Genomic DNA, 22,620 nt, shown 5'->3' on the forward strand with positions numbered 1-22,620 from the left:
TAAAGGTTTTTGTTCTACGGATAAGAATTTATAAAATTCTTATCCAGTATAAGTGCAACCGCGGCTCCCCCAAAAGCTTGGCGTAGCCAGGTTTTCTAATCAAGGAGGATGGCACATGACGAAACAGATTCAATTCGTGTTAAACGGGGTTACCCATGAAATCACAGAAGGAACCAGATTGCTCGATTATTTGCTTGAGAATGAGATCAAGCATCCACACATATGCTACTCGCCCGTATTGGGCCCGATCCAAACCTGTGACACCTGCATGTGTGAAATCGACGGCAAGGTGATGCGCGCATGCTCGACGGTCGTCACGGATGGAATGAACATCCTGACCTCATCCGACAACGCGCGCCAATCGCAGCAAGAGGCGATGGACCGGGTATTGCAAAACCATATGCTGTACTGCACCGTCTGTGACAACAACAACGGCAACTGCCGGGTACACAACACGGTGGAGCTGATGGAGGTTGAGCACCAGGAGCGGCCATTCCGTGAAAAAGGGTACGAGGTTGACATGACCCATCCGTTTTACCGGTATGATCCGGACCAATGCATTTTATGCGGTCGATGCGTGGAGGCCTGTCAGGACTTGCAAGTGAATGAAACGCTGACCATCGATTGGGAGCGTGACATGCCGCGCGTCATCTGGGATGACAACAAATCGATCAACGAATCGTCCTGTGTCTCATGCGGCCATTGTGTCACCGTCTGCCCGTGCAATGCGCTGATGGAAAAATCGATGCTCGGTGAAGCGGGCTTCATGACCAGCATCGGCAAAGACATGCTCAATCCGATGATCGACTTGGTTAAAGAGGTCGAGCCGGGGTATGGTGCGATTTTGGCCATTTCCGAAGCGGAATCGGCGATGCGTGAGACGCGGACGAAAAAGACGAAGACAGTCTGCACGTTTTGCGGGGTCGGCTGCACATTTGAAGTGTGGACAAAAGACCGGCATATTCTCAAAATCGAGCCATCGGAAGACGCGCCGGTCAACAGCATTTCTACCTGTATCAAAGGGAAGTTCGGCTGGGATTTCGTTAATAGCGACCAACGCCTGACAACGCCTTTGATTCGCCGCGGTGACACGTTTGTGGAAGCGACCTGGGAAGAGGCGCTGTCTCTAGTTGCCCGGCGCCTCGGGGAGCTGCGAGATACATACGGCGGCAATGCGCTCGGGTTCGTCAGCTCATCGAAAACGACGAATGAAGAAGCGTACTTGATGCAAAAGCTCGCTCGACAAGTGTTCGAGACAAACAATGTGGACAACTGTTCACGCTATTGCCAATCTCCGGCCACGGACGGTCTGCTTTCCACTGTCGGCTATGGCGGCGATTCTGGCACGATCAAAGACATCGCCAGCGCCGGCTTGGTGATCATCATCGGGGCGAATCCGACGGAAGGCCATCCCGTGCTTGCCACGCGTGTGAAGCGGGCGAAAAAGCTGCACGGACAAAAGCTGATTGTGAGCGACCTCAGACGGCATGAGATGGCGGAGCGTTCCGACATTTATTTGCACCCGCGCCAAGGCACAGATTTTGTCTGGCTGACCGCGGTCGCCAAATACATGATCGACCAGGGCTGGCAAGACGAATCGTTCATCTCTGCGCGTGTCAACGGATATGAAGACTACCTGCAATTTTTGCAGCCATACACGCTTGAGTATGCGTCGAACATTACTGGCATCTCCATTGCACAGCTGGAGGAGACAGCTCGCTTGATTCATGAGGCGGACGGTACCTGCGTGCTGTGGGGAATGGGCGTCACGCAAAACATCGCGGGTTCGCACACGTCGGCTGCGATTTCCAACCTGCTTTTGGTCACCGGTAACTACGGTCGTCCCGGCGCAGGCGCTTATCCACTGCGCGGGCACAACAACGTGCAAGGGGCATGCGACATGGGCACGCTGCCACAATGGCTGCCAGGCTACCAGCATGTATCCAATGACGTTGCGCGAGCCCATTTTGAAAAAGCGTATGGCGTAAGCATTTCGCCGAAGCCAGGCTACACCAACATTGAGATGCTGAAAGCGGTGGAAGCAGGCAAGCTGAAAGGCATGTATTTGATGGGGGAAGACATGGCATGGGTTGATTCCAACTCACTGCATGTGCACGAAATGCTAAGTGAACTAGAGTTTTTCGTTGTCCAGGATGTCTTCTTCACAAAAACCGCGCAATTCGCGGATGTCATTTTGCCGGCATGCCCGTCGCTTGAAAAAGATGGCACCTTCACCAACACCGAGCGCCGTATTCAACGCCTGTATCAAGCGCTTGAACCTTTGGGCGATGCCAAGCCAGATTGGCAGATCATCCAAGAAATCGCGAACCGACTCGGCGCCAGCTGGAATTACAGCCATCCGGGCGAAATCATGGACGAAATCGCCTCGCTTGCTCCGGTATTCTCCGGCGTATCCTATAAGCGCCTGGAAGGCTGGAACAGCCAAGTTTGGCCGGTGCTGCCAGATGGCACCGACGAGCCGCTGCTGTATCTCGAACGGTTCAACTTCCCAGACGGCAAAGCGCGCTTCTCCATGGTCGATTACGTGGCACCGGTTGAGTTCCCGCCGGAATTCGATTTGGTCGTAAACAACGGACGCATGCTGGAGCATTTCCATGAAGGGAACATGACGAACAAGTCAAAAGGCATTCAGTACAAGGTGCCGGATGTATTCGTAGAGGTGCCCCCTGCGCTCGCGCAAGAGCGGGGCGTGAAGGATGGCACGATGGTTCGACTCGTCTCGCCATACGGAGCGATCAAGCTGCGCGCGCTGGTCACCGATCGGGTTCAAGGAATGGAGCTGTATGTGCCGATGCATTCGGTAAGCCATGAAAATGCGATCAACATTTTGACCGGCAATGCGGTAGATGTACGGACACAGACGCCTGCGTACAAGCAGACGAAAGTGCGCATGGAAATTTTGGCGGAGATCGGAAAAGTGCCGCTGCCCAAATACAATCCGCGCTATGCGAAACGCAATCCGCAGCTCGGCGTACAGGTGGAGCGCAAATGGGCGCGGGAAGACTATGTGCCGATTGCGGACGTCAATCTGGCGGGAGGGGGGAAACGATAATGGCGAAACCGATCACGACCATTCGCAAAGCGGAGCCGACGCCAGAAGAATGGCAAAAGGCGCGTCTCGAAGAAGTGCTGCAAGAAGTGTCGGAGAATGCGGAAGGCTTGCTCGAAACGGTCAAGCTTTTACAAGAGCTGCATGAAGCTGGCATTTTGCCCGCAATCCATTCGCTGGTTAAGGCGAAGGAAGATATTGCTAAAATCGCACTCGGCCAGCTACTCCGTCCCCCAGTGACCAATGCGATTAACAGCGCGATGGGCGTGATGGAGGCGTTGACCGAGATCGATCCAGACACGAGCAAAAAAATGGTCCATTCCCTCGCAAATGGCGTCAAAAAAGCGCAGGAAGGCTTGGAGGCGAACCAGACCGTCAGCCTGTTCGATCTGATGAAGGTATTGAAAGACCCGGACATCAACCGCGCAATTGGCTTTGGCCTGAATTTCCTCAAAGGAATGGGCGAAGGGTTGAAGGAAGAGAAATGAGCAAAAGAAAAAGGCGGCCTGCGGGCTGCCTTTTTTTCATCGAATGATTACAGGTCATGCTTGGGCATGCCATCCACCTGATCGTCTGAATCTAGACCACGATGGGTGGTTCGGTTCACCGCGTCGATCAGGCGATCTTCCAGCACGTGCGCATACTGCATCGTCGTCTCGATTTTGGAGTGACCAAGCTGTGCCTGCAGCTGATGGGGATCGGGATTGATGCGTAAAAACTGGGTGGCGAAACTGTGCCGCAGCTTATGGACGGACAAGTCAGGTATGCCGAAGGCCGTAGCGTACTTTTTGACCAGCTTTTGCACGCTTCTCAGCTCGATACGGTGGCCAGTCGGCTTCGTAGCAGAGATGGCAAGAAACAGGGCATCTTCCCCATCCGTAGGCCGATAGCGGTCTCGCTGTGCCAAATACTCCATCAAATATTGTTTGCCCCAGTCGCTGAAAAAGGGCGCATCTTCTTTTTTGCCTTTGCGCACCATGCGCAGTTGATTCTTTTCCAGAATGACATCGGACAGATTCAAATTGATAACTTCAGACACGCGGAAACCGCCGGATAAGATCAGGGCGACGATCGCCGTATCTCGCATACGGTTGCGCTGGTGGGATTCCAACTTCTTTTTCGTGTCACAATGGGCTGCATAACCGTGGGAGACGAAATCGACAAAGCGTTGGATTTGCTCGTCAATCAAGATTTTGGACCGAATGGTGTTGGCACGCGCAAGTGGCGTCGCTTCCTCCACGTTCATCTCGATTTTGGCCATCACATTGCGGGTTAAGTACGATTCGCCGTGTTCGTCCTCTGAAAGGGCTGACAGGTAGTAGAACAGCGATTTTAAGCTAGAGATTTTGCGGGCGAGTGTATGGTCGCTATATTCCTTGCGCGAGCTTTTGGTCGGATTATCGACTAGAACGGCGCGTTTATACAGATGGGATTCTTGTAAATAAATGAGATAGCCTTCGATCGACTCTTTACGCAGCTGGTTCAGCTCAGCCAGCGTCACCTCTTTGATCGTGCTCGATTCGCTTAACCCCTCTGCAATCATCCAGCGGAAAAAGAACTCATAGTCGCGCAGGTAGGCAAGTAATGTCGAAACGGATGATTTTTTTGCTTTTTTGTGATTGATGAATTTTTCGACAAACCAAGGAAAATGAGGGATGCGGCCAAGCAGCTGCTGGGCGTCGCGTTGCTTCGTCGTTGACAAGATGGATCACCTCAAAACACATACTTTCTACCAGCTTACCATGTTTTCCTAGCTTTTGCTGTGCGCTTTTTTCACAGATTCGCACGTTTCCTTACAATGCTGTAAGATTGCTGAAAGCTAAATCGATAGAACCAGCGCACTCGAATCCCGTAAAGTGGAGGTAATCGGTAGGGGGTGTCAGCAATGAATGAAACCGGAATGATACTCGAAAGACCCTTGCTTCACGAGAAAACGATTGACGATAAAACATCACAAGTAACATACATGCCGGCGGCGGAACAGGCGACGGATCGACGCACAATGGCAAGGCTGCGCTGGCGCATCTTGCTCACAGTCCTCATGTGTTTGCCATTTTTTGCCTATATCGGAATGGTAGGGACGGGGTATTTGCTAGCCGATCAACAACAGCTGGTACAGCTGGAAGCATCGATTCAAAACGGCTGGATCAAGGGTGAAAAAGGACTGCCAGATCGCCCGGCCGTTCGCATTCAGGATTTGCCTCCTTATGTCTATCAATCGATCATTGCGATTGAAGATCACCGTTTTTATCAGCATGCTGGCGTCGATCCGCGCGGTCTGGCACGAGCGGTATATGTCGATTTGCTCGAAGGACAAAAAGCACAGGGCGGAAGCACGATTACGATGCAGCTCGCACGGAACCTATTTTTGACCCAGGACAAAACGTTTTTGCGCAAAGGCAAAGAAATGGCACTCGCGCTTTATTTGGATCAGGCTTATACCAAACAGCAATTGCTGGAGGTGTACATGAATCAGGTCTATTATGGCCACGGGAAATATGGAATCGAATCAGCAGCGAACCTTTATTTCGGCAAAACCGTCAAAAAAGGGGTGCCTGGAAAGTCGACGATTACGGAAAATGAGGCAGCGATGCTTGCCGGCTTGCTCAAATCGCCGGAAACGTACTCGCCCCTAAAGAATGAAGCAAAAGCGAAAGCCCGCGGGCAGATCGTGCTGCAACGGATGGATAGCCTCGGATATCGCGACTTGTCTGCCACAGGGCAGGCAAGCGAACACTTGCTGCAACCGGCGCAGTAATCCGGTAATGAAAAAATAGGTTGACTTCAATGTATCGCTGTAACTATAATGGTTACATCGGGAGCGGAAATGAGATGAAAACATCATCCTTTCGTGAATGAATTACCGAAGCGAGTGGAAAGTAGTGGCGGTAATTCTTTTTTTTGACCGTGTTGTAACTTTTGTGGTTACATCGAAGACTTGCAGCATCAAGCAATAAAATCGCTCTTCCGGTGCCATGACGATTGAAACAAAAGCAAAACGGGCATTGTTACGAGAGCGGACGCGTTGATAAAAAAATCCATCCAACAACCATTAGGAGGAAACAAAGATGAAAATCGCAGTAATCGGAGCAACAGGTAAAGCAGGGAAACAGATCGTAAAGGAAGCGGTGGAACGCGGGCATGAAGTCACCGCGATTGTGCGCGATCGATCGAAGCTGGATGCGACAAATGTAGCGCTTCTGGAGAAAGACGTTTTTTCGCTGACAACTGCTGATTTGCAGGCCTTTGATGTCGTGGTCAATGCGTTCGGCGCGGGGCCTGGCAACGAGCATTTGCACGTCGAAGCGGGGCGTGTGTTGATTGAAGCTTTGAAAGGGACGAACACTCGACTGATCGTGGTCGGCGGCGCAGGCAGCCTGTTCGTAGATGAAGCAAAAACGCTTCGTGTCATGGAAACGCCTGATTTCCCGGCGATCTACCTGGCGACAGCGCAAAACCAAGGGAAAAACCTGCAGGATTTGCAAGCTACTGAATCGCTGAACTGGACGTTTATCAGCCCTTCCGCATTCTTCGATCCAGAAGGCAAACGTACCGGTTCCTACCGCAAAGGCAAAGATCATCTGCTGGTCAATGCCAAAGGCAACAGCTATGTAAGTTATGCTGATTACGCGATCGCACTGGTTGACGAGATCGAAAATCCACAACACCGCAATGAACGCTTTACGGTTGTTGGTGAAGCAGAATAATCGGATAGAATATACGAAAGCCGATGAGAGAAGAAAGAACTCTCATCGGCTTTTTTTTTCGCTTATGTTGTTGCCAATAAGCGTTTTTTGGAAATCGACGATAAGAAGATTGAGAGCAGGAGTGCGGCGATCAGGAAAAATGCAATCATCCCGACGACACCGGTCCAGCCATAGCTGCTCCAGAACGTTCCGCCGAATGTCCCGCCGACACTGGAGCCGACGTAGTAGAAAAACAAGTAAAGGGATGAGGCCTGCGCTTTGTCATGTGTGGCGATCCGGCCGATCCAACTGCTTGCGATGGAATGTCCGCCGAAAAAACCGAAAGTAAACAGTGCGATACCGACCACTTTCACCAACAGGCTGGCTACGAGCGTAAGACAAGCACCGACGAAAATGATCAATAAAGCGATCCACAAGACTTTGCGGCGCCCGTATCGGTCAGCCAGACGGCCCATCCAGGTGGAGCTGAACGTTCCGACAATATAGACGATGAAAATCCATCCGACCAATGTTTGACTGAGCGAGTAGGGCGGTTCTGTCAGCTGATAGCCGATGTAGTTGAACAGTGTGACGAAGCTACCCATCAGCAAGAAGCCGATGCCATACAGGCACAGAAGACGCGTGTCTTTGCAGTGGCTGATGAGCGATTGGAGCATAGTTGCGAGCTCCAGCTTTCGCGGGTAAAAGTTTTCGGATTTGGGCAGCATCCGCCAAAACATCAGGCTGGCGATGATGCTAACGACGCCGATTCCGACCATGGCGACGTGCCAGTTAAAGTAGTCGGTCAACATGCCGGTGATGATGCGGCCGCCCATGCCCCCGATCGAGTTCCCACTAATATAAAGCCCCATCGCAACACCAAGGCTCGTCGGATTAACTTCTTCGCCGAGATATGCCATGGCGATGGCAGGCAAACCGGCAAGCACGATGCCCTGCAAGATGCGAAAGAGGAGCAGCATGTGAAAATTGGTTGAAAACGCGGTGAAAACGACCAGAATGGAAGCAGCGAACAGGGCGATGGTCATCACGGATTTTCGCCCCCATGCCTCGGAAAGCGAACCGACCAACAGCATGCTGATAGCAAGTGCGATCGTTGTCACGGACAGCGAAAGGCTCGCAACGGTCGGCGAGATGTGAAATTCTTTGGAGAACTCCGGCATCAGCGGCTGCGTGCTATACAGGATGGCGAATGTATTCAATCCTCCCGCGAACAGGGCCAGATTGGCTTTGCGGAAGCCGGATGTTCCTTGCTCCAGATAACTCATGATGGGTAAACCTCTTTTCTTGCGTCGTGTCGTTATATTTCTTTCCCTGTGACAAAAGAGAGAAACCGCTTGGCGACGGGCGGCAGATAGCGATCTTCTTTCCACGCGATCCCGATGGTGCGGCTGCAATGCGGCGAGGTAACTCGTAAAGGCTTGACGTGCATGGTTTCCAGCACCTTGACGCCAGGGAGAAGTGAAACGCCGAGCTTGGTGGCGACAAGACCTGCGACGGTCGAAATGTCTTCGCCTTCAAAGGTGATGTGGGGCGAAACCCCGGCTTCTTTGAACAGCTTGTCGGTAATGTTGCGCAGCCCGTACCCGCGCTTTAAGGCGATAAACGGTTCATTGGCGATCTCTTTTAGCTCCACCTCATCAAACGCGGCAAGCGGATGATAGTTCGAGACAATGATGTACAAATCTTCCGTGAGGAGCGGCTCCCAGCGAATGCCGTCCTCGGGCTTCATCCTGGCAAAGAGGGCGATATCGATGCTACCCGTTCGGATTTGATCAAGCAGCACGTCAGAGGACGCCTGTGACAACTGAAAGGTTACTTGTGGATGATGCGCCTGAAACGAACTGATCAGTTCAGGGACGAACTCAATGCCCAATGAGTGCAAGAAGGCGAGTGAGACGTTGCCGCGATCCGGGTCGATCGCATCCAGAATTTCTTGCTTGCCGATTTCAATCTCCTGGATCGCGCGTTCCACCCGTTGCAGGAACCGTTGTCCATACTGATTGAGCACAATTGTCCGTCCCTGCCGTTCAAACAGCAGCACGCCAAGCTCTTCCTCCAGCCGGGAAATGGAACGGCTGAGAGCGGGCTGAGAGATGGATAGCAGCTCTGCTGCTCGTGTAAAATGCTGTGTTCGCGCAACTGTTTGGAAATACTGGATTTGGTGCCACTCCATCGTAATCCCTCATTTTTGCCACCAATGTGGTTGATCTGTTTTCATTATAGTTGTCATCAAATATAACTTCCAATACGAGTTTTGCATGAGTTTCATGCTTCGTGGTAATGGATCTGTGAAAAAAAACATAAAAAGACTGCCGAGTCGAGCTCGACAGTCTGCGCGAACGCATTACTTTTCAACTTTTACGGTCCAACCCAACGTGTCAGCCAGTGTACCGCGTTGGATGCCAGTGACAGTGTCGTACAGGCGCTGGGACAGCTCGCCGATGTTGCCTTCGTTGATCACGATGTTTTTGTCATCCCAGTTCAACTCACCGATTGGCGAGATAACTGCCGCAGTACCGGTACCGAACGCTTCTTCAAGCGTTCCGTTTGCATGCGCTTCGAACAGCTCTTCGATGGAGACTCTGCGCTCGACCACCGGCACGTTCCACGATTTAAGGAGCGCGATGATGGAGTTGCGGGTAACGCCATCCAAAATGCTTCCGTTCAGCTCAGGAGTGAGCACTTCGCCGTTCACTTTGAAGAACACGTTCATGCTGCCCACTTCTTCGATGTACTTTTTCTCGATCCCATCGAGCCACAGCACTTGAGAGTAGCCGCTCTCTTGTGCTTCCACTTGCGCGCGCAAGCTTGCTGCGTAGTTCCCAGCTGTTTTGGCTGAACCCATACCGCCGCGAACCGCGCGAACGTAGTGGCTCTCCACATTGATTTTTACTGGCTGGATACCTTCTGCGTAGTACGCGCCAACTGGGGAGAGGATGACGATGAACATATAGTTATGGGAGGCGTGCACGCCCAAGAATGGTTCAGTCGCGATAATGAACGGACGGATATAAAGGGAAGTGCCTTCTTCGACTGGGATCCAGTCGGCGTCGACGCGGACCAGTTCTTTGATCGCTTCGATCATGAATTCTTCATCGATCGCCGGAATGCTCAAGCGGTCATTGGATTTGTTCAGGCGCTCCATGTTTTTGTCCGGACGGAACAAAAGAATTTCGTTGTCAGACGTTTTGTACGCTTTCAGCCCTTCGAAAACGGCTTGTCCATAATGGAACACCATCGAGGATGGCTCCAGCGCGATTGGTGCATAAGGGACGATGCGCGCGTCATGCCAGCCTTTTCCGTCTGTATAATCCATGATGAACATATGGTCGGTAAAATGCTTGCCAAAGCCCAATTTGCTTTGGTCTGGTTTCTGTTTCGGATGTTGGTTCTGCTCGAATGCGATTTTACCCATTTTGGAAGACTCCCATCGTTTTTAATTTCTGTAGGTACTCTCATGATAATTATTTACTAAATTTAATTTATTGTAAATAACTTTGGCTAACAAGCGCTCAGTAATTCACCAAATTAGTCCATTTTCGAGGGCGGGAGGAGGAGCTTTACCAGCCAGTCCATGGGGCGTATAATGAAATTGAGTGAGTGTTCGTTCAATTCAAAACAAACATGCGATTCCGGTGAGAGAAAGGATGACGAAAGATGAGAGAAGCGGTCATCGTGGAAGCGGTACGGACCCCGGTTGGAAAACGAAATGGAGCATTGAGCGGCATGCGTGCAGACGATTTGGCTGCGACAGTGCTGAGTGAGATTGTGCAGCGCGCAGGCATTTCCGCTGCGATCATTGAGGATGTGGTTATGGGCTGTGTCACCCAAATCGGTGAGCAGTCGGTGGATATCGGCCGCGTGGCTGCTTTGATCGCGGGCTATCCGATCCATGTCCCGGGCACCACGATTGACCGCCAATGTGGTTCAAGTCAGCAGGCGGTTCATTTCGCCGCACAAGCCATCGTGAGCGGTGACATGGATGTAGTGGTAGCCGCAGGGATCGAAAACATGTCTCGAGTACCGATGCTCTCGAGTCGCCAAGACGTGGCGTATAGCGAGCAGCTGACGTTGCGCTATGAAATGATTCATCAGGGTCTCTCCGCAGAACGGATTGCCGAAAAGTGGGGATTCAGCCGCCAGCAAATGGAGGAATTCGCCCTGCAAAGCCATCAAAGGGCGGCAGCAGCCCAGCAGCAGGGCCGTTTTGAACGTGAGATCATGCCGCTCACCGTTACGCTGGCGGATGGGACGAACAAAACGGTAACAGCGGACGAAGGACCCCGGGCAGACACATCACTTGAAAAACTGGCGACTCTCAAGCCGTCCTTCATCGAAAACGGTAGGATACATGCCGGGGTAGCCAGCCAGATCAGCGACGGAGCAGCAGCCGTCTTGCTCATGACGCGAGAGAAAGCAGAGGAACTCGGTCTAAAACCACGTTTCCGTGTCATCACTCGCGTCGTCGTGGGCTCAGATCCGACACTCATGCTGACAGGTCCGATTTCGGCGACAGAGAAGGCATTGAAAAAAGCTGGGCTTACCATCGGCGATATCGATGTGTTCGAGGTGAATGAAGCGTTTGCCTGCGTGCCGATGGCATGGCTTGTGGAAACCGGTGCTGATCCGGCCAAGCTGAATCCGAATGGCGGCGCGATCGCCCTCGGACACCCGCTCGGTGCAAGCGGCGCACGACTGATGACCACGATGATGCATGAGCTGGAACGGACAGGAGGACGCTACGGCTTGCAGACGATGTGCGAGGGACACGGCATGGCGAATGCGACGATCATCGAACGATTGGGATAAAAATATCGAAAGGAAAGCAGCTGCAGCGATGCGGCTGTTTTTTTCGTGCTTTTTTGCGTTACAGCAGATGATGACGATCATACGAACGACATGACATTTATCATCTTCATCTGATGATGTTCATGACTGAGCAAGGGTGTGATTTCCTTGTAAGCTAGGTTCATACCAGAAAAACCGAACGAAATGGAAGGTGTCAAATATGAATCACGTCATTGAACTCGACCGCGTCTCCAAGCATTTCGGCGAGAAAAAATCAGTCGATGGGATCTCGCTTCAAATCGAGGCAGGTAGCGTTGTCGCGCTATTGGGGCCGAACGGCGCAGGGAAAACAACGACAGTCAGCTTGCTACTCGGATTAATGAAACCAACTGCAGGGTCTGTCCGCCTGCTCGGCGGTTCTCCAAAAGATGCGAGTGTGCGCGAGCGAGTGGGGGCTATGCTGCAGGAAGGAAGCGTGATCGATGATTTGAAAGTCGAGGAGACGATCCGTTTGTTCCGCAGCTATTACAATAACCCGCTGTCGACGGATGAGCTCTTGGCGATTTCCTCTTTGCAAAAGGAACGGAACCAATTTGCCACCGCATTATCCGGCGGCCAACGCAGACGGCTCAGCTTCGCCTTGGCGATGGCGGGCAACCCAGACGTCATTTTCCTGGATGAGCCGACGGTCGGTATGGATATATCGTCCCGGACGCTCTTTTGGGAGACGATTCGCTCGTTTGCAGGCAGCGGCCGGACGATCATTGTCACCACGCACTACCTGGAGGAAGCAGATGGCATCGCGGATCGGGTCGTCATCATGAATCAAGGCCGAGTTCTGGCGGACGGTACGATCGAACAAATCCGAGAATCATCCACTGGCAATCAGCATGTCTCATTTATAGCAGGACCGAGCGTAACGCTCAAAAGCTTGTACGACATTACCGGCGTCACGGATGTGCAGCGCGAAGGCAATCGTGTCAAAGTTTTTGGTTCTGACACGGACCGAATCTTGTTCGGCGTTGTGCAGCAAGGGCTCGACATTCGCGATATTTCGGTCCATAAAGGCGGTCTTGTTGAAGCATACCAATCGTTGGTTGGCTAATGGGAACGCACAAATTTGAGAGGGGAATCTGTAGATGAAGATGTTTGTATCGCAATGCAAAATGGAATTGTTGCGACTCGTACGTAACAAACGATTTTATTTTATGAGCCTTGGTTTTCCGATCTTGTTTTATATGATCTTTTCCAGTACGGTTGGAGAAAATGCCGAGGTTGGCGGTACCGTCTGGAAAGCCTACTACCTGATTTCTATGACCGCATTCGGTTTAATCAACGCAAGCATCAACTCGCTCGCCGTTAAAATGTCTCAGGAGCGTGCCCAAGGGCTTGTCCGGCTGCTACAGATTACACCGCTGTCGCCTCGCGCCTATATCGGGGCCAAAATACTTGCGCTTTCAATCGTGAACCTTGGGGTGATTGTCGCAATGTTTCTCACCGGTTATTTTGTCAAAGGCGTATCGCTTGCGCCTATGCAATGGATCGGATGCGGCATCTGGCTATGGGCAGGTTCGCTTATATTTCTCGCGCTCGGTTCTTTGATCGGTTCATCGCGGAAAGCCGAAATCGCACAAATTCTCTGTACCGTTCTGCAATTGGGGCTTTCGCTTACAGGCGGGCTATGGATGCCGGTTCAAAGCATGCCGGAAGTGATGCGTGAGATTGCATTCTGGACACCAACATTTCATTTCGCCAGCGGTGCATGGGAGCTTTTGGCTGGGCACGCGCCAGGCTGGGGGAATGCGATGATACTTGCTGCATACTTGATCGTGTTTGTGATAGGATCTAGCTATGTACATCAAAAACAGGAAGCGGTATAAATGAAATTTGGCAGTTCGTTTCAAGGGTTTCCCGAGAAGATGGGGATATTTGCATGGGTTTTACTTTTAAACTTGTTTATCCCGTTTCTCTATTTGCTGCCGCACCCGTTCGGCGAGGTTTGGCTTGGCTACCTGATGTTTCTCGTGATTGCTTGTGCCTGGCAACAAAGCACCTGGCGCGAGGAGAAAAACGGGCTTGCATACTTCGTCTGGGTGCAAATCATCGCGATTGCCTTTATGGGATACCGCTACAGCCCGAACTACTTGTATTTGGGCTTTTACGCAGTGATGGCGATGGGGAGGCTCATCTCGATCCGCTTGATCACCATTTCAGCTGCGCTGATGATGGTGTTGTTTTCCGGCACGCTATACGTGAATTATGCCCAGCAAGCGGCAATGGAGACGCTGCAATTCATCCCGTTGTTGATCATTTTGACCATGCTTCCTTATTCGATGCGGGCCAACCGCAAATCCAAAGAGCTGAAAAAACAGCTGGAATCGGCTAATGATGAGATTTCACGTTTGATTAAAAATGAAGAGCGTCAGCGGATCGCCCGAGACCTGCACGATACGCTGGGTCATACACTTTCGCTGATTACATTAAAAAGCGAGCTTGTGGAGCGTCTGGTGACCAAACATCCGGAGCGGGCGATCGCAGAGGCGCGAGAAATCCAGCAAACATCGCGCACGGCGCTTCAGCAGGTGCGGGAGCTGGTCAGTGACATGCAGACCATTTGCTTTGCAGAAGAGGTCGACCATGCGGGTAAACTGCTGAATGCTGCGGGCATTTCATTTACTGTGAATGAAGAAGGGGCGTTAGGCGAACTGCCACCTCTGATTCAAACGGTGCTTGGCATGTGTTTGCGGGAATGCGTCACGAATGTCGTCAAGCATAGCAGGGCGACTCACTGTGACATGCGTCTGGAATTGGCAAAAGGCGCCTATCGACTGGTCGTGAGCGATAACGGCAAAGGGATCGCCAAAGGCACCATGATGGGAAATGGGCTCCCGGGAATGCGCGATCGGTTGGCTCTCTTAGATGGAAAGCTGGCATTCGCCGATGCGGAGGGCAAAGGTAGCGTCATCACCATCACGATCCCGCGCATCAAGAAAGAGAGAACGGCGGAGGGCATGAAATGAAAGTCATACTTGCGGAAGACCAGGGAATGCTGCGCGGCGCTTTGTCTACCTTGCTTGCATTGGAAGATGACATTGAGGTCGTGGGAGAAGCGGAAAACGGCGAGCAGGCAATGCAGCTCATCAGGCAAAAACAGCCTGACTTGTGTGTGCTCGATATCGAAATGCCGCTGAAAAGCGGTTTGGATGTAGCGGAAGCGATCAAAGCGGAGAGTATTCCGTGCAGGACGGTCATCGTTACCACCTTTGCCCGAGCAGGCTATTTCCAGCGAGCGATGAAAGCTGGCGTGCAAGGGTATTTGCTCAAAGATTCGCCGGTTTCGGAACTGGCCGAGGCGCTGCGCAAAATCTTTTCAGGCGGGCGCGTCATCCATCCGGAGTTGGCATTTACCCTGTGGGAGGAGAGCAATCCGCTAACCGAGCGTGAGCAGGAAATCTTGCGTCGGCTGGCTAAGGGCGAAAGTGTTGCAGAGATAGCAACCCTGCTGTTTTTGTCCCAAGGAACGGTCCGCAACTACATCTCGGAGATCATGCAAAAGTTAGAGGCGAAAAACAGGATCGATGCCGTTGCAATCGCCGAAAGCAAAGGATGGATAAAATAACGGCCGTCTTTTGCAGTTACACTAGCAGAAAACGCAAATTTCCAGTAAAATAAAAACACGCGGCATGCCGAAACATTCGTTTGCAAATGACGGAGGAAATTAAGATGAGTGAAAACCAAAACGAAATCAAAGATACTGCAGCCCAGCCGGGGAAAATCAGCCTGCAAGAAGCGATGAAACGCAAGCTGGCACAAAAGAAACAAGAACAAGCAAACGGGAATCAAGCAGGAAACCAAAAGGCTTCGAATCAAGTTATGAAAAGTCAACAAACGAAAAAACCGAATAACCAACGCAGACGTACAGGTGGTTCGTAGGAATAGCGAACGGACGCAAACGTGAAAAAGGCCTTCTCCCAGGAAGCGTGTAAGCTCAATTTGAGGATACCGCAAGATGGGGAGCAGGCTTTTTTATCGTGCTTGCGCCGAGAATGGCGTTGCCCGAACATGGTATATACTAACATCAGTCTATGTGAGTCATGTCCGAAATGGTAAAGGATGAGGAAATGATGCGACAAGGGAGCATCACAGTCCGGCAGTTTACGGCATTGGTCTTTTTATGCACGATTGGGGACTCCATCCTGATCCTCCCGACCAATCTCGCCAGGATGGCGGAGCAGGATGCTCATGGGTGTATTTCGATTATACCTATTGCGTGGGAATGCCTCTCTTGCTGTTCAGTTTGGCTACGGGAAGAAGGGGATTAGGTGGAAGGCACCTGAATTCGTAATGGGGGGTAGGGGAAACATACATGTTCTGTCAGACGTCGGGTGATACTTAACCATAGGAGGGATTACTTACGATGACCAGCCCATACTTGCAGAATGAGATACCTGAAACGGAACTGGAAGGCAATGCGGCGCTTGAGCTTGCGATCGAACAGGCTGAGCAGGAGAACTGCGGGCACCAACACAAGCAGGACAACACCAAACTGACTTCAAGTTCTTCTGCTACCGCCCCCTATTTTGACGCGCAAAAGGATGAATCGAAAAGCAGCAAACAAGGCCAGGGAAATGGCGGGTTTCTCGAGCGAGCAATGTCGCGGCGAATGGAAAACGGGATGGACAAGCGGTAAGAAGGGAAGCGGGCATTAAAAAAGCTCCGGCAAAAAGTGCCCGGAGCCTGTTTTTGTTGGTTAGACGAGCGCGCCTTCTCGCTCTTGTGGGGTGGAAGCCTGCGTCGATTCTGCAGGCGCTTGCTTTGTGATGATGACACGTGTGATACGATGTGTATCCATTTCTGTGATGGTAAAGAGATGGTCCTCAAATGCAAGCGATTTGCCGACGGCGATTCCTTCATTCAATTGGCTGTAAACCCAGCCGCCGATCGTATCAACATCTTCCGATTCGAGCTCGAACGGCAGGTGGTCATCGAGATCATCCAAGAGCACTTTGCCCGCAACGGATAAGCCTTTCTCGGTCTTTTCGATTTCAGGGCGAACATTAAGATCGAATTCGTCTTGAATATCACCAACGATCTCTTCCAAAATGTCTTCCATCGTCACCATACCCGCGGTTCCGCCGTATTCGTCGATCACGATGGCGATTTGGGAACGGTATTTTTGCAGTTTCCGCAATACTTGGCTGATTTCCATCGACTCCGGCACTGTCAAAACAGGGCGGAGCAGGTTTTCGATCAGAACTTCCTTTTTACTTAAGGCTGCAAGGTAAAAGTCTGACGCATGGACGAACCCGATGATATTGTCTTTGTCTTCCGCAGCAACCGGAAAGCGGGAGTGGCGCAAAGACTTGATTGTATCCAGGTTCTCCTGAAACGAGTCAGTTGCAAACAAGCAAATCATATCGATACGGGGGATCATGATCTCCCGTGCTACAGTTTCGGAAAATTCGAACACATTATCCACGAGCGTTTTTTCAGTCTGGTCAATATGGCCGCTTTCATGGCTCTGGTTGACGAGGAGGCGAATTTCTTCCTCGGTATGCGCAGCTTCGTGTTCAGACACAGGCTCCAAGCCAATCAGCTTGAGCAGACGGTTTGCCGTCCCGTTTAAAAACCAGATCGCCGGATAAAACAACTTGTAGAAGGCGATCAACGGCATGGCGACCCACAAAGAAGTGCCTTCCGCCTTTTGAATCGCGAGTGATTTCGGTGCGAGCTCGCCCAAGACGATGTGCAAGAACGTGATCACCGCGAAGGCTGTGCCAAAGGCAATGGCGGAAATAATGTAATCAGGCAAGTGGAAGTTGCCTAACAACGGCTCGACGATCATATGGGCGATGGCCGGTTCCCCGACCCAACCTAAACCAAGAGATGCGAGCGTAATACCAACTTGGCATGCGGAAAGGTAACCATCAAGCTTTTGCGTGACTTTTTGCGCATAGACGGCGCGCGAGTTCCCTTCGTTGACAAGCTGGGCCAAACGGGTATGCCTCACTTTTACAAGCGCGAATTCAGCAGCTACGAAAAAACCGTTGAGAATCACGAGAAAAGCGACAAGCAGTAAATTGAGTACTATCGGTATACTGTCCAAAGTAGACGATCGATCCTTTCACATGCAATATTTTTATGAAGTTGACCTTTTATTAGTATAACAAGTTTCCGAAAATGGCTCAAAGCTGCATTCGGCTGTTTTTCGGCAATAGAACCCCATTTTTGCTCATCAGAAAAAGTGAACCATTCCTTTCGTAGCGTGAGGAGGTAGCAAACGCTCTCAGACCGTTTTTCTCGTCATGGAAAGTTCGTCCGAGCAAAAGCTCAGTGATCAAGTCTGTCAGCAGCTTGGAGCTGACCAGCTCGGTGCATAATGTCACATGGCGGTGGACGTCGATCAGCTGGCGAATGATCCCGGGAACCGGCGATTGCGGATCGAGCTCGACTACCGGAGAGCTTGCTTGCGATATTGTTCGTGGCTTTTATTTTGGTGACGGTAGATCTTACATCCATTTATTTACTAATATTGGGTGTAATTTGAAGTCGAACTATTTTTATAATTTCATTTGGGAAAAAACTAGAATACGATAGTGGGTATAATAGTCATGACAACAAGAAGGAGCTGGAGACACGATGAAAAAGATTTTCATGACAGGAGCAATCGCCTTATCCGTCCTGTCGCTTTCTGTAACCGCCAATGCTTCTGGCCAAACCGACTATGCTCTGGCGAAGGCCATTAATACCCAAACCGACGCGCAGCTGCATGCTGAGCAAAATCCAGAAATGGAATACATCAAAATCACGCGTTCCAACCGATTGTACGAGGAGATTTGGCACGACCGCACCAATCTGTTCGGGCGCACCGATACGTATCAGATCGACGGAAAAATCGAGCAAAGCCAATATTTGCTCAGCGGCGGACAACGCCAGGTAACGATCAAATACCCGAGCATCAATGTCGTTCGGACGTTCGGGAAAGTTGATCATTTCGATCCGAAGGTCGCAGTGGTGAACCAAAATGCGCTGAAAAATTCGTACATCGAGCAGATGGCAGCGGAATTTACGTGGAAAGACACGGGTGAGATCTATGTCTTGCCGGACGGGAAGAAATCCCGCAAAAAAACAGCTACCAAAACGATTGCTAACGGGGTTGTCACCAGCACGCTGTATGTCGATCCCGCAACCAATTTCCCGCTTCAGCAAGAAGTGACCTGGGATACCGTTACACCAGGTCAAGGAGGACATCACATTACTCACGAGACGAGAGAGTTTAAGCGTCTGCAAGGTGTATATTACAGCCTGTTCATGCTGCCAACGAACATTACATTGAATGAATAGTCGAAAGAAGCCTCGTTTCCATCCGAACCATCGGAGGAAGCGAGGCTTTTTTGTAACAGCTAGACTATTGGTCTTCGAACAAAGCGGTAGACAAATACCGCTCACCGGTATCCGGCAGGATGACGACGATCGTTTTCCCTTTGTTTTCGGGGCGTTTGGCAATTTGCAGCGCAGCGTATGCAGCGGCGCCGGATGAGATGCCGACCAGCAAGCCTTCGCCTTTCGCCAGCTCTCGCGCCGTTTCGATGGCGCTTTCCGATTTCACGCGGAAAATCTCGTCTACCACCGATCGATCGAATACTTCTGGGACAAACCCTGCGCCGATTCCCTGGATTTGATGCAGGCCACGTCTGCCGCCGGAAAGCACGGCTGATTCGAACGGCTCGACGGCGACGATCGTCACAGCCGGATTTTTTTCTTTCAACGCTTTGCCGACACCGCTGATCGTTCCGCCAGTGCCTACGCCAGCGATTACGATATCGACTGCTCCATCCGTATCCAGCCAAATTTCCTCGGCAGTCGTTTTACGATGGATGTCGGGGTTGGCCGGATTATTGAACTGCTGTGGGATAAACGAATTTTTGTGTTCATGGGCAAGCGCCTCGGCACGGCGAATCGCTCCGTCCATTCCCTCTTCGGCAGGCGTGAGTACCAGCTCGGCGCCAAGTGCGGCAAGCAGCTTGCGTCGTTCGATGCTATATGATTCTGGCAGCGTAATGATCAAACGATATCCCATTGAAGCTGCCGCGAATGCAAGACCGATCCCCGTATTTCCGCTTGTGGGCTCGATAATCACGGTGTCTTTGTTGATCAGCCCGCGCTCTTCGGCATCTTTGATCATCGCATAGCCGATCCGATCTTTAACGCTACCGGTCGGATTAAAAAACTCTAGCTTTGCAAGCAATGTTACATCGAGTTGATGATGCTCTTGAATGTTAGACAGCTCCAATAACGGGGTATTTCCGATCAGGTCTGTCAATTTTTTCGCGATGTTTGCCATGCAGTCTCCTCCCGTTTCGACTGTGTTAGTTTTTAATTGCAGGAATTCATAGTGGTTTCATCAGCTTTTTCATTGTAGCATGGAACAAGTACCCTGTATATTTGACACAGCCGGGGTGGAAGTGATAGCGGCCGGCGAATTTGCTTAAAGGCATCATCCATACGAATACAAGCAAATGAGGGAGAGCATTGAAAGAATCGGATATGTACGAGCCGGTGAAGAAATGGCTCGAGGAACGAGGATTCACCGCATACCCGGAGGTAGAATGCAACCGAGCGGGAGGACGTGCTGACGTCGTTGCAAAAAGTGGAGCGGTGGTGGGCGTCGTGGAAATGAAGCAATCGCTTACGCTCGATCTGATTGACCAGGCGCTGCGCTGGCGCGGCTATGCCAATTACATATGGATCGCGATTCCGCATAAACCGAAAGCATACAAAAAATTCGTCAGCATGGTTTTAGCTGATTACGGGATCGGCGTGCTTACCTTTAGTAAATATGGAACGATCTGGGCGGATAAAAATGCAAGGTTCATGCGCAGAACGCTGCCTCATTTAAAGGAGGCGCTGACACACCATCATTTGACTGCCGATGTGAAAGGGGGCCAACGAGGCGGGGGCTATGTCACGCCGTACAGGATCACAATGAACAATGTCCAGCTGTTCCTCAAGCGCAAAGGCGGCTGGTGCCGTATCAACGAAATCCTCGATTATTGCGAGACGCACTATGCCTCACCGCGCGCGTCTCTGGCAAAAGCGCTGCAAACCTTCGAGCGCAGCTGGTGCGAGATGAAAAAGGAGGCGGGTAAGCTGTATTTTCGCTACCGCAATCAGACAGCGAGCACGAACGATCCGTCGCAAAACCCGATCCGCCTAAGCGACAGGCAGCTGCGCGTCTTGCTCGCCTTGAGCACTGGTCAATGGCAGACACCGACACAGATTGCCAGACAGCTGCCCGGTGTGACGCGCGATTGGGCTGATCAATCAGGCTCGCTGTTTGTCAGTCCTTTATTGAAGGCGTTGATCAAGAAAGGCTTGCTTGAAAAAAATCCGGTTGGCCGTGGTCAGTATCGGGTGACATCAGCAGGGGAAGCGGTTCGCAAGGAATTCGCGAGTGAGTAAAACGGACGCTGTGCCACACCAAGTGTGTTATCCAGAGGTGCGCCCAATCAGCATTTTCACCCACTCGTATCCTTCCTGGATAAAAGCCGCGCTTGCCTGGTTATGCGGGGTGTGCTCGAAGATGAATGTGACCTGTGGCGATTGGGCAAGCTGCCGGATTAGGCTGCTGGTCTGAAAATGGATGCCGTCATTTTCATGGGAAGGATGGACGGGGATCCACCAATATTTTCCCTCGTCCTTATGCTCGACGTTGTGTAAATGGACAACTTTGATCTGGTTATGCCACTTGTCCACACAGCGGCTAACCGAGTCGCTGTCGGCCAGCAAAAAATCGCCGATGTCCATGCAAAGCCCGATGTCAGCCCATAGGGAGAGCGGAGAATCGTGAAAAAATTGAATCGCGGTAGGGGATTTGTCAAATCCGAGCTTTGGTTCGCAGATGATGGGCAGCCCGCTCGCCTGCTGGATGCTTCGCAACCGATCCAACCCTTGCTCCAACAGCTCGATTCCACGTGCGGGCACCCCCCGTTTGAAATAGGGGAAATGGACGAGTAGGTAAGTCGCGCCCAATTGCTGCAGCATGCGGCACTCATGTTCCACTTGCTTCCAAGCTAACGCAGAGTCCATAAAGACGGATTCAAGCAGGTCGTATTTGCTCCCTGTCCGCAGCAGAGGAGAGTGAATACCGAATGTGATTGTTTGATTGCGGTACATGTCCAGAAATGTGGAAAACGACGGTTCATCCGGAAATTCTCCGATCTCAATATGGTCAATCCCTTCCCAAAACAAGGCGGAAAAGTGTGCTGGGTCGGATAAGATGGTACTGCCGGATACGCCTAGCCGATGACGCAAGGTGATCGCTCCTTTTGTTTTTTTATTAACTTGCTTGCGGACAGAACGAGCGGGATAAAAAAACTGGCGGCAGCAATGGTCGCGCATCAACCCATTCCTGCCGCTGCTATATTTGCTGGTGCTAATCGTTTAATCCTTTTCCATTGAGAATTTGTTGCATACTTTTTTCAACCCTTGATTCTCGAGTTTTGGCTGTTTTGGGTTCAGAAAAATAATATATGTAAGCTTTTTGCCGCCCCGGCGTCAATGCTTCAAAAGCACTTTTCAAGGCAAGGTTTTCATCGAGTTTTTGTTGAAATTCTTCAGGAATGGTGTATTCTGATGTCTTCTTAAAATTCACTTCCAAACCGGCTTTTTCAACTTCAATAGCTTCATGAATATAAGCTTTCAAGACGTCTTCCATTTCAACAATTTCTTGAACGGTGGTGAAGCGAATCTGGCGTGCCGCCTGTACATTCTCCGTTTGTTGAATGAGTATTCCGTGGGTATCCTTTAACAAGGCACCTTTGTGAAACAGAATCGCACAATATTCTTTAAATCCATGGATTAAAACGATATTTTTTTTCTCAAACGTGTAACAAGGATGCATCCACTTAAAATCTTCGGTCAGATCACAGTCAAGAACGATACTTCTTAGCTTCTCAAACTCTTCCTTCCACTTTTTTGCTTTACTTAAAAATTCATCAACCTTAGGATTCATTTTAGTAGTTGTCATCCCGAAACGCTCCTCTTCTTTCTGTC

General features: G+C 51.0%; 21 protein-coding genes. 13 read left to right on the top strand and 8 right to left on the bottom strand.

Going from position 1 to position 22,620, the window contains the following annotated elements; translation table 11 throughout:
• Window positions 1-115 precede the first annotated feature (115 nt).
• Entirely contained in the window at window positions 116-3,073 is a 2,958-nt protein-coding gene (fdhF, locus tag EDM56_RS20930; RefSeq protein WP_122919858.1) for a formate dehydrogenase subunit alpha, read from the top strand.
• Complete coding sequence (locus tag EDM56_RS20935) at window positions 3,073-3,558, top strand: helical membrane plugin domain-containing protein (protein ID WP_122919859.1); 486 nt, start codon at window positions 3,073-3,075, stop codon at window positions 3,556-3,558. Before fdhF ends, EDM56_RS20935 begins: the two co-directional genes overlap by 1 nt.
• Window positions 3,559-3,605: 47 nt before the next feature.
• On the opposite strand, the gene xerS is transcribed toward EDM56_RS20935, so the two are convergent.
• On the bottom strand, window positions 3,606-4,772 hold the full coding sequence (xerS, locus tag EDM56_RS20940) for a tyrosine recombinase XerS (protein ID WP_122919860.1): 1,167 nt from the start codon (window positions 4,770-4,772) through the stop codon (window positions 3,606-3,608).
• A gap of 183 nt (window positions 4,773-4,955) precedes the next feature.
• Between xerS and EDM56_RS20945 the strand changes: the two genes are divergently transcribed.
• On the top strand, window positions 4,956-5,828 hold the full coding sequence (locus EDM56_RS20945; RefSeq protein ID WP_122919861.1) for a transglycosylase domain-containing protein: 873 nt from the start codon (window positions 4,956-4,958) through the stop codon (window positions 5,826-5,828).
• A 310-nt stretch (window positions 5,829-6,138) separates the two neighbouring features.
• Window positions 6,139-6,777, top strand: a complete 639-nt coding sequence (locus EDM56_RS20950) for an NAD(P)-dependent oxidoreductase (protein ID WP_122919862.1) — start codon at window positions 6,139-6,141, stop codon at window positions 6,775-6,777.
• A gap of 62 nt (window positions 6,778-6,839) precedes the next feature.
• Here EDM56_RS20950 and EDM56_RS20955 read toward each other — a convergent pair whose 3' ends face one another.
• From EDM56_RS20955 to EDM56_RS20965, 3 genes are all read right to left on the bottom strand, one after another.
• Window positions 6,840-8,042: an MFS transporter gene (locus EDM56_RS20955; RefSeq protein ID WP_122919863.1), complete on the bottom strand. Its 1,203-nt coding sequence runs from the start codon at window positions 8,040-8,042 to the stop codon at window positions 6,840-6,842.
• A gap of 32 nt (window positions 8,043-8,074) precedes the next feature.
• Window positions 8,075-8,950, bottom strand: coding sequence for a LysR family transcriptional regulator (locus tag EDM56_RS20960; protein WP_122919864.1), 876 nt, complete (start codon window positions 8,948-8,950; stop codon window positions 8,075-8,077).
• Window positions 8,951-9,121: 171 nt separating this feature from the next.
• On the bottom strand, window positions 9,122-10,192 hold the full coding sequence (locus tag EDM56_RS20965) for a branched-chain amino acid aminotransferase (protein ID WP_122919865.1): 1,071 nt from the start codon (window positions 10,190-10,192) through the stop codon (window positions 9,122-9,124).
• Window positions 10,193-10,434: 242 nt separating this feature from the next.
• Between EDM56_RS20965 and EDM56_RS20970 the strand changes: the two genes are divergently transcribed.
• The 7 genes from EDM56_RS20970 (at window position 10,435) to EDM56_RS21000 (ending at window position 16,255) form a co-directional block, all read left to right on the top strand.
• Window positions 10,435-11,586 (top strand): thiolase family protein, encoded by a 1,152-nt coding sequence (locus tag EDM56_RS20970; RefSeq protein WP_122919866.1) that lies wholly within the window; start codon window positions 10,435-10,437, stop codon window positions 11,584-11,586.
• Between the two features lie 199 nt (window positions 11,587-11,785).
• Entirely contained in the window at window positions 11,786-12,670 is an 885-nt protein-coding gene (locus EDM56_RS20975; RefSeq protein WP_122919867.1) for an ABC transporter ATP-binding protein, read from the top strand.
• Window positions 12,671-12,704: 34 nt separating this feature from the next.
• Window positions 12,705-13,445, top strand: coding sequence for an ABC transporter permease (locus EDM56_RS20980; RefSeq protein WP_122919868.1), 741 nt, complete (start codon window positions 12,705-12,707; stop codon window positions 13,443-13,445).
• Window positions 13,446-14,585, top strand: coding sequence for a sensor histidine kinase (locus tag EDM56_RS20985; RefSeq protein ID WP_122919869.1), 1,140 nt, complete (start codon window positions 13,446-13,448; stop codon window positions 14,583-14,585).
• Window positions 14,582-15,184 carry a response regulator transcription factor gene (locus EDM56_RS20990; RefSeq protein ID WP_122919870.1) on the top strand — a complete coding sequence of 201 codons (603 nt, stop codon included), beginning with the start codon at window positions 14,582-14,584 and terminating at the stop codon, window positions 15,182-15,184. The genes EDM56_RS20985 and EDM56_RS20990 overlap by 4 nt, the downstream gene beginning before the upstream one ends.
• A 104-nt stretch (window positions 15,185-15,288) precedes the next feature.
• Entirely contained in the window at window positions 15,289-15,498 is a 210-nt protein-coding gene (locus tag EDM56_RS20995) for a hypothetical protein (protein ID WP_122919871.1), read from the top strand.
• 484 nt (window positions 15,499-15,982) lie between these two features.
• Entirely contained in the window at window positions 15,983-16,255 is a 273-nt protein-coding gene (locus EDM56_RS21000) for a hypothetical protein (protein ID WP_122919872.1), read from the top strand.
• A gap of 60 nt (window positions 16,256-16,315) precedes the next feature.
• On the opposite strand, the gene EDM56_RS21005 is transcribed toward EDM56_RS21000, so the two are convergent.
• Complete coding sequence (locus EDM56_RS21005; RefSeq protein WP_122919873.1) at window positions 16,316-17,671, bottom strand: hemolysin family protein; 1,356 nt, start codon at window positions 17,669-17,671, stop codon at window positions 16,316-16,318.
• Between the two features lie 533 nt (window positions 17,672-18,204).
• Here EDM56_RS21005 and EDM56_RS21010 point away from each other — a divergent pair.
• Window positions 18,205-18,909: a hypothetical protein gene (locus tag EDM56_RS21010; RefSeq protein ID WP_122919874.1), complete on the top strand. Its 705-nt coding sequence runs from the start codon at window positions 18,205-18,207 to the stop codon at window positions 18,907-18,909.
• Window positions 18,910-18,973: 64 nt separating this feature from the next.
• Here the strand turns inward: EDM56_RS21010 and cysK are convergent, their stop codons facing one another.
• Complete coding sequence (gene cysK / locus EDM56_RS21015; RefSeq protein WP_122919875.1) at window positions 18,974-19,909, bottom strand: cysteine synthase A; 936 nt, start codon at window positions 19,907-19,909, stop codon at window positions 18,974-18,976.
• Between the two features lie 188 nt (window positions 19,910-20,097).
• Between cysK and EDM56_RS21020 the strand changes: the two genes are divergently transcribed.
• Window positions 20,098-21,027, top strand: coding sequence for a hypothetical protein (locus EDM56_RS21020; protein WP_122919876.1), 930 nt, complete (start codon window positions 20,098-20,100; stop codon window positions 21,025-21,027).
• Window positions 21,028-21,054: 27 nt separating this feature from the next.
• Here EDM56_RS21020 and EDM56_RS21025 read toward each other — a convergent pair whose 3' ends face one another.
• Window positions 21,055-21,966, bottom strand: a complete 912-nt coding sequence (locus tag EDM56_RS21025) for a TIM barrel protein (protein ID WP_122919877.1) — start codon at window positions 21,964-21,966, stop codon at window positions 21,055-21,057.
• A gap of 34 nt (window positions 21,967-22,000) precedes the next feature.
• On the bottom strand, window positions 22,001-22,594 hold the full coding sequence (locus tag EDM56_RS21030; protein WP_122919878.1) for a YdeI/OmpD-associated family protein: 594 nt from the start codon (window positions 22,592-22,594) through the stop codon (window positions 22,001-22,003).
• Window positions 22,595-22,620 lie beyond the last annotated feature (26 nt).

This window comes from Brevibacillus fluminis, assembly GCF_003710825.1.
GTDB lineage: Bacteria > Bacillota > Bacilli > Brevibacillales > Brevibacillaceae > Brevibacillus_D > Brevibacillus_D fluminis.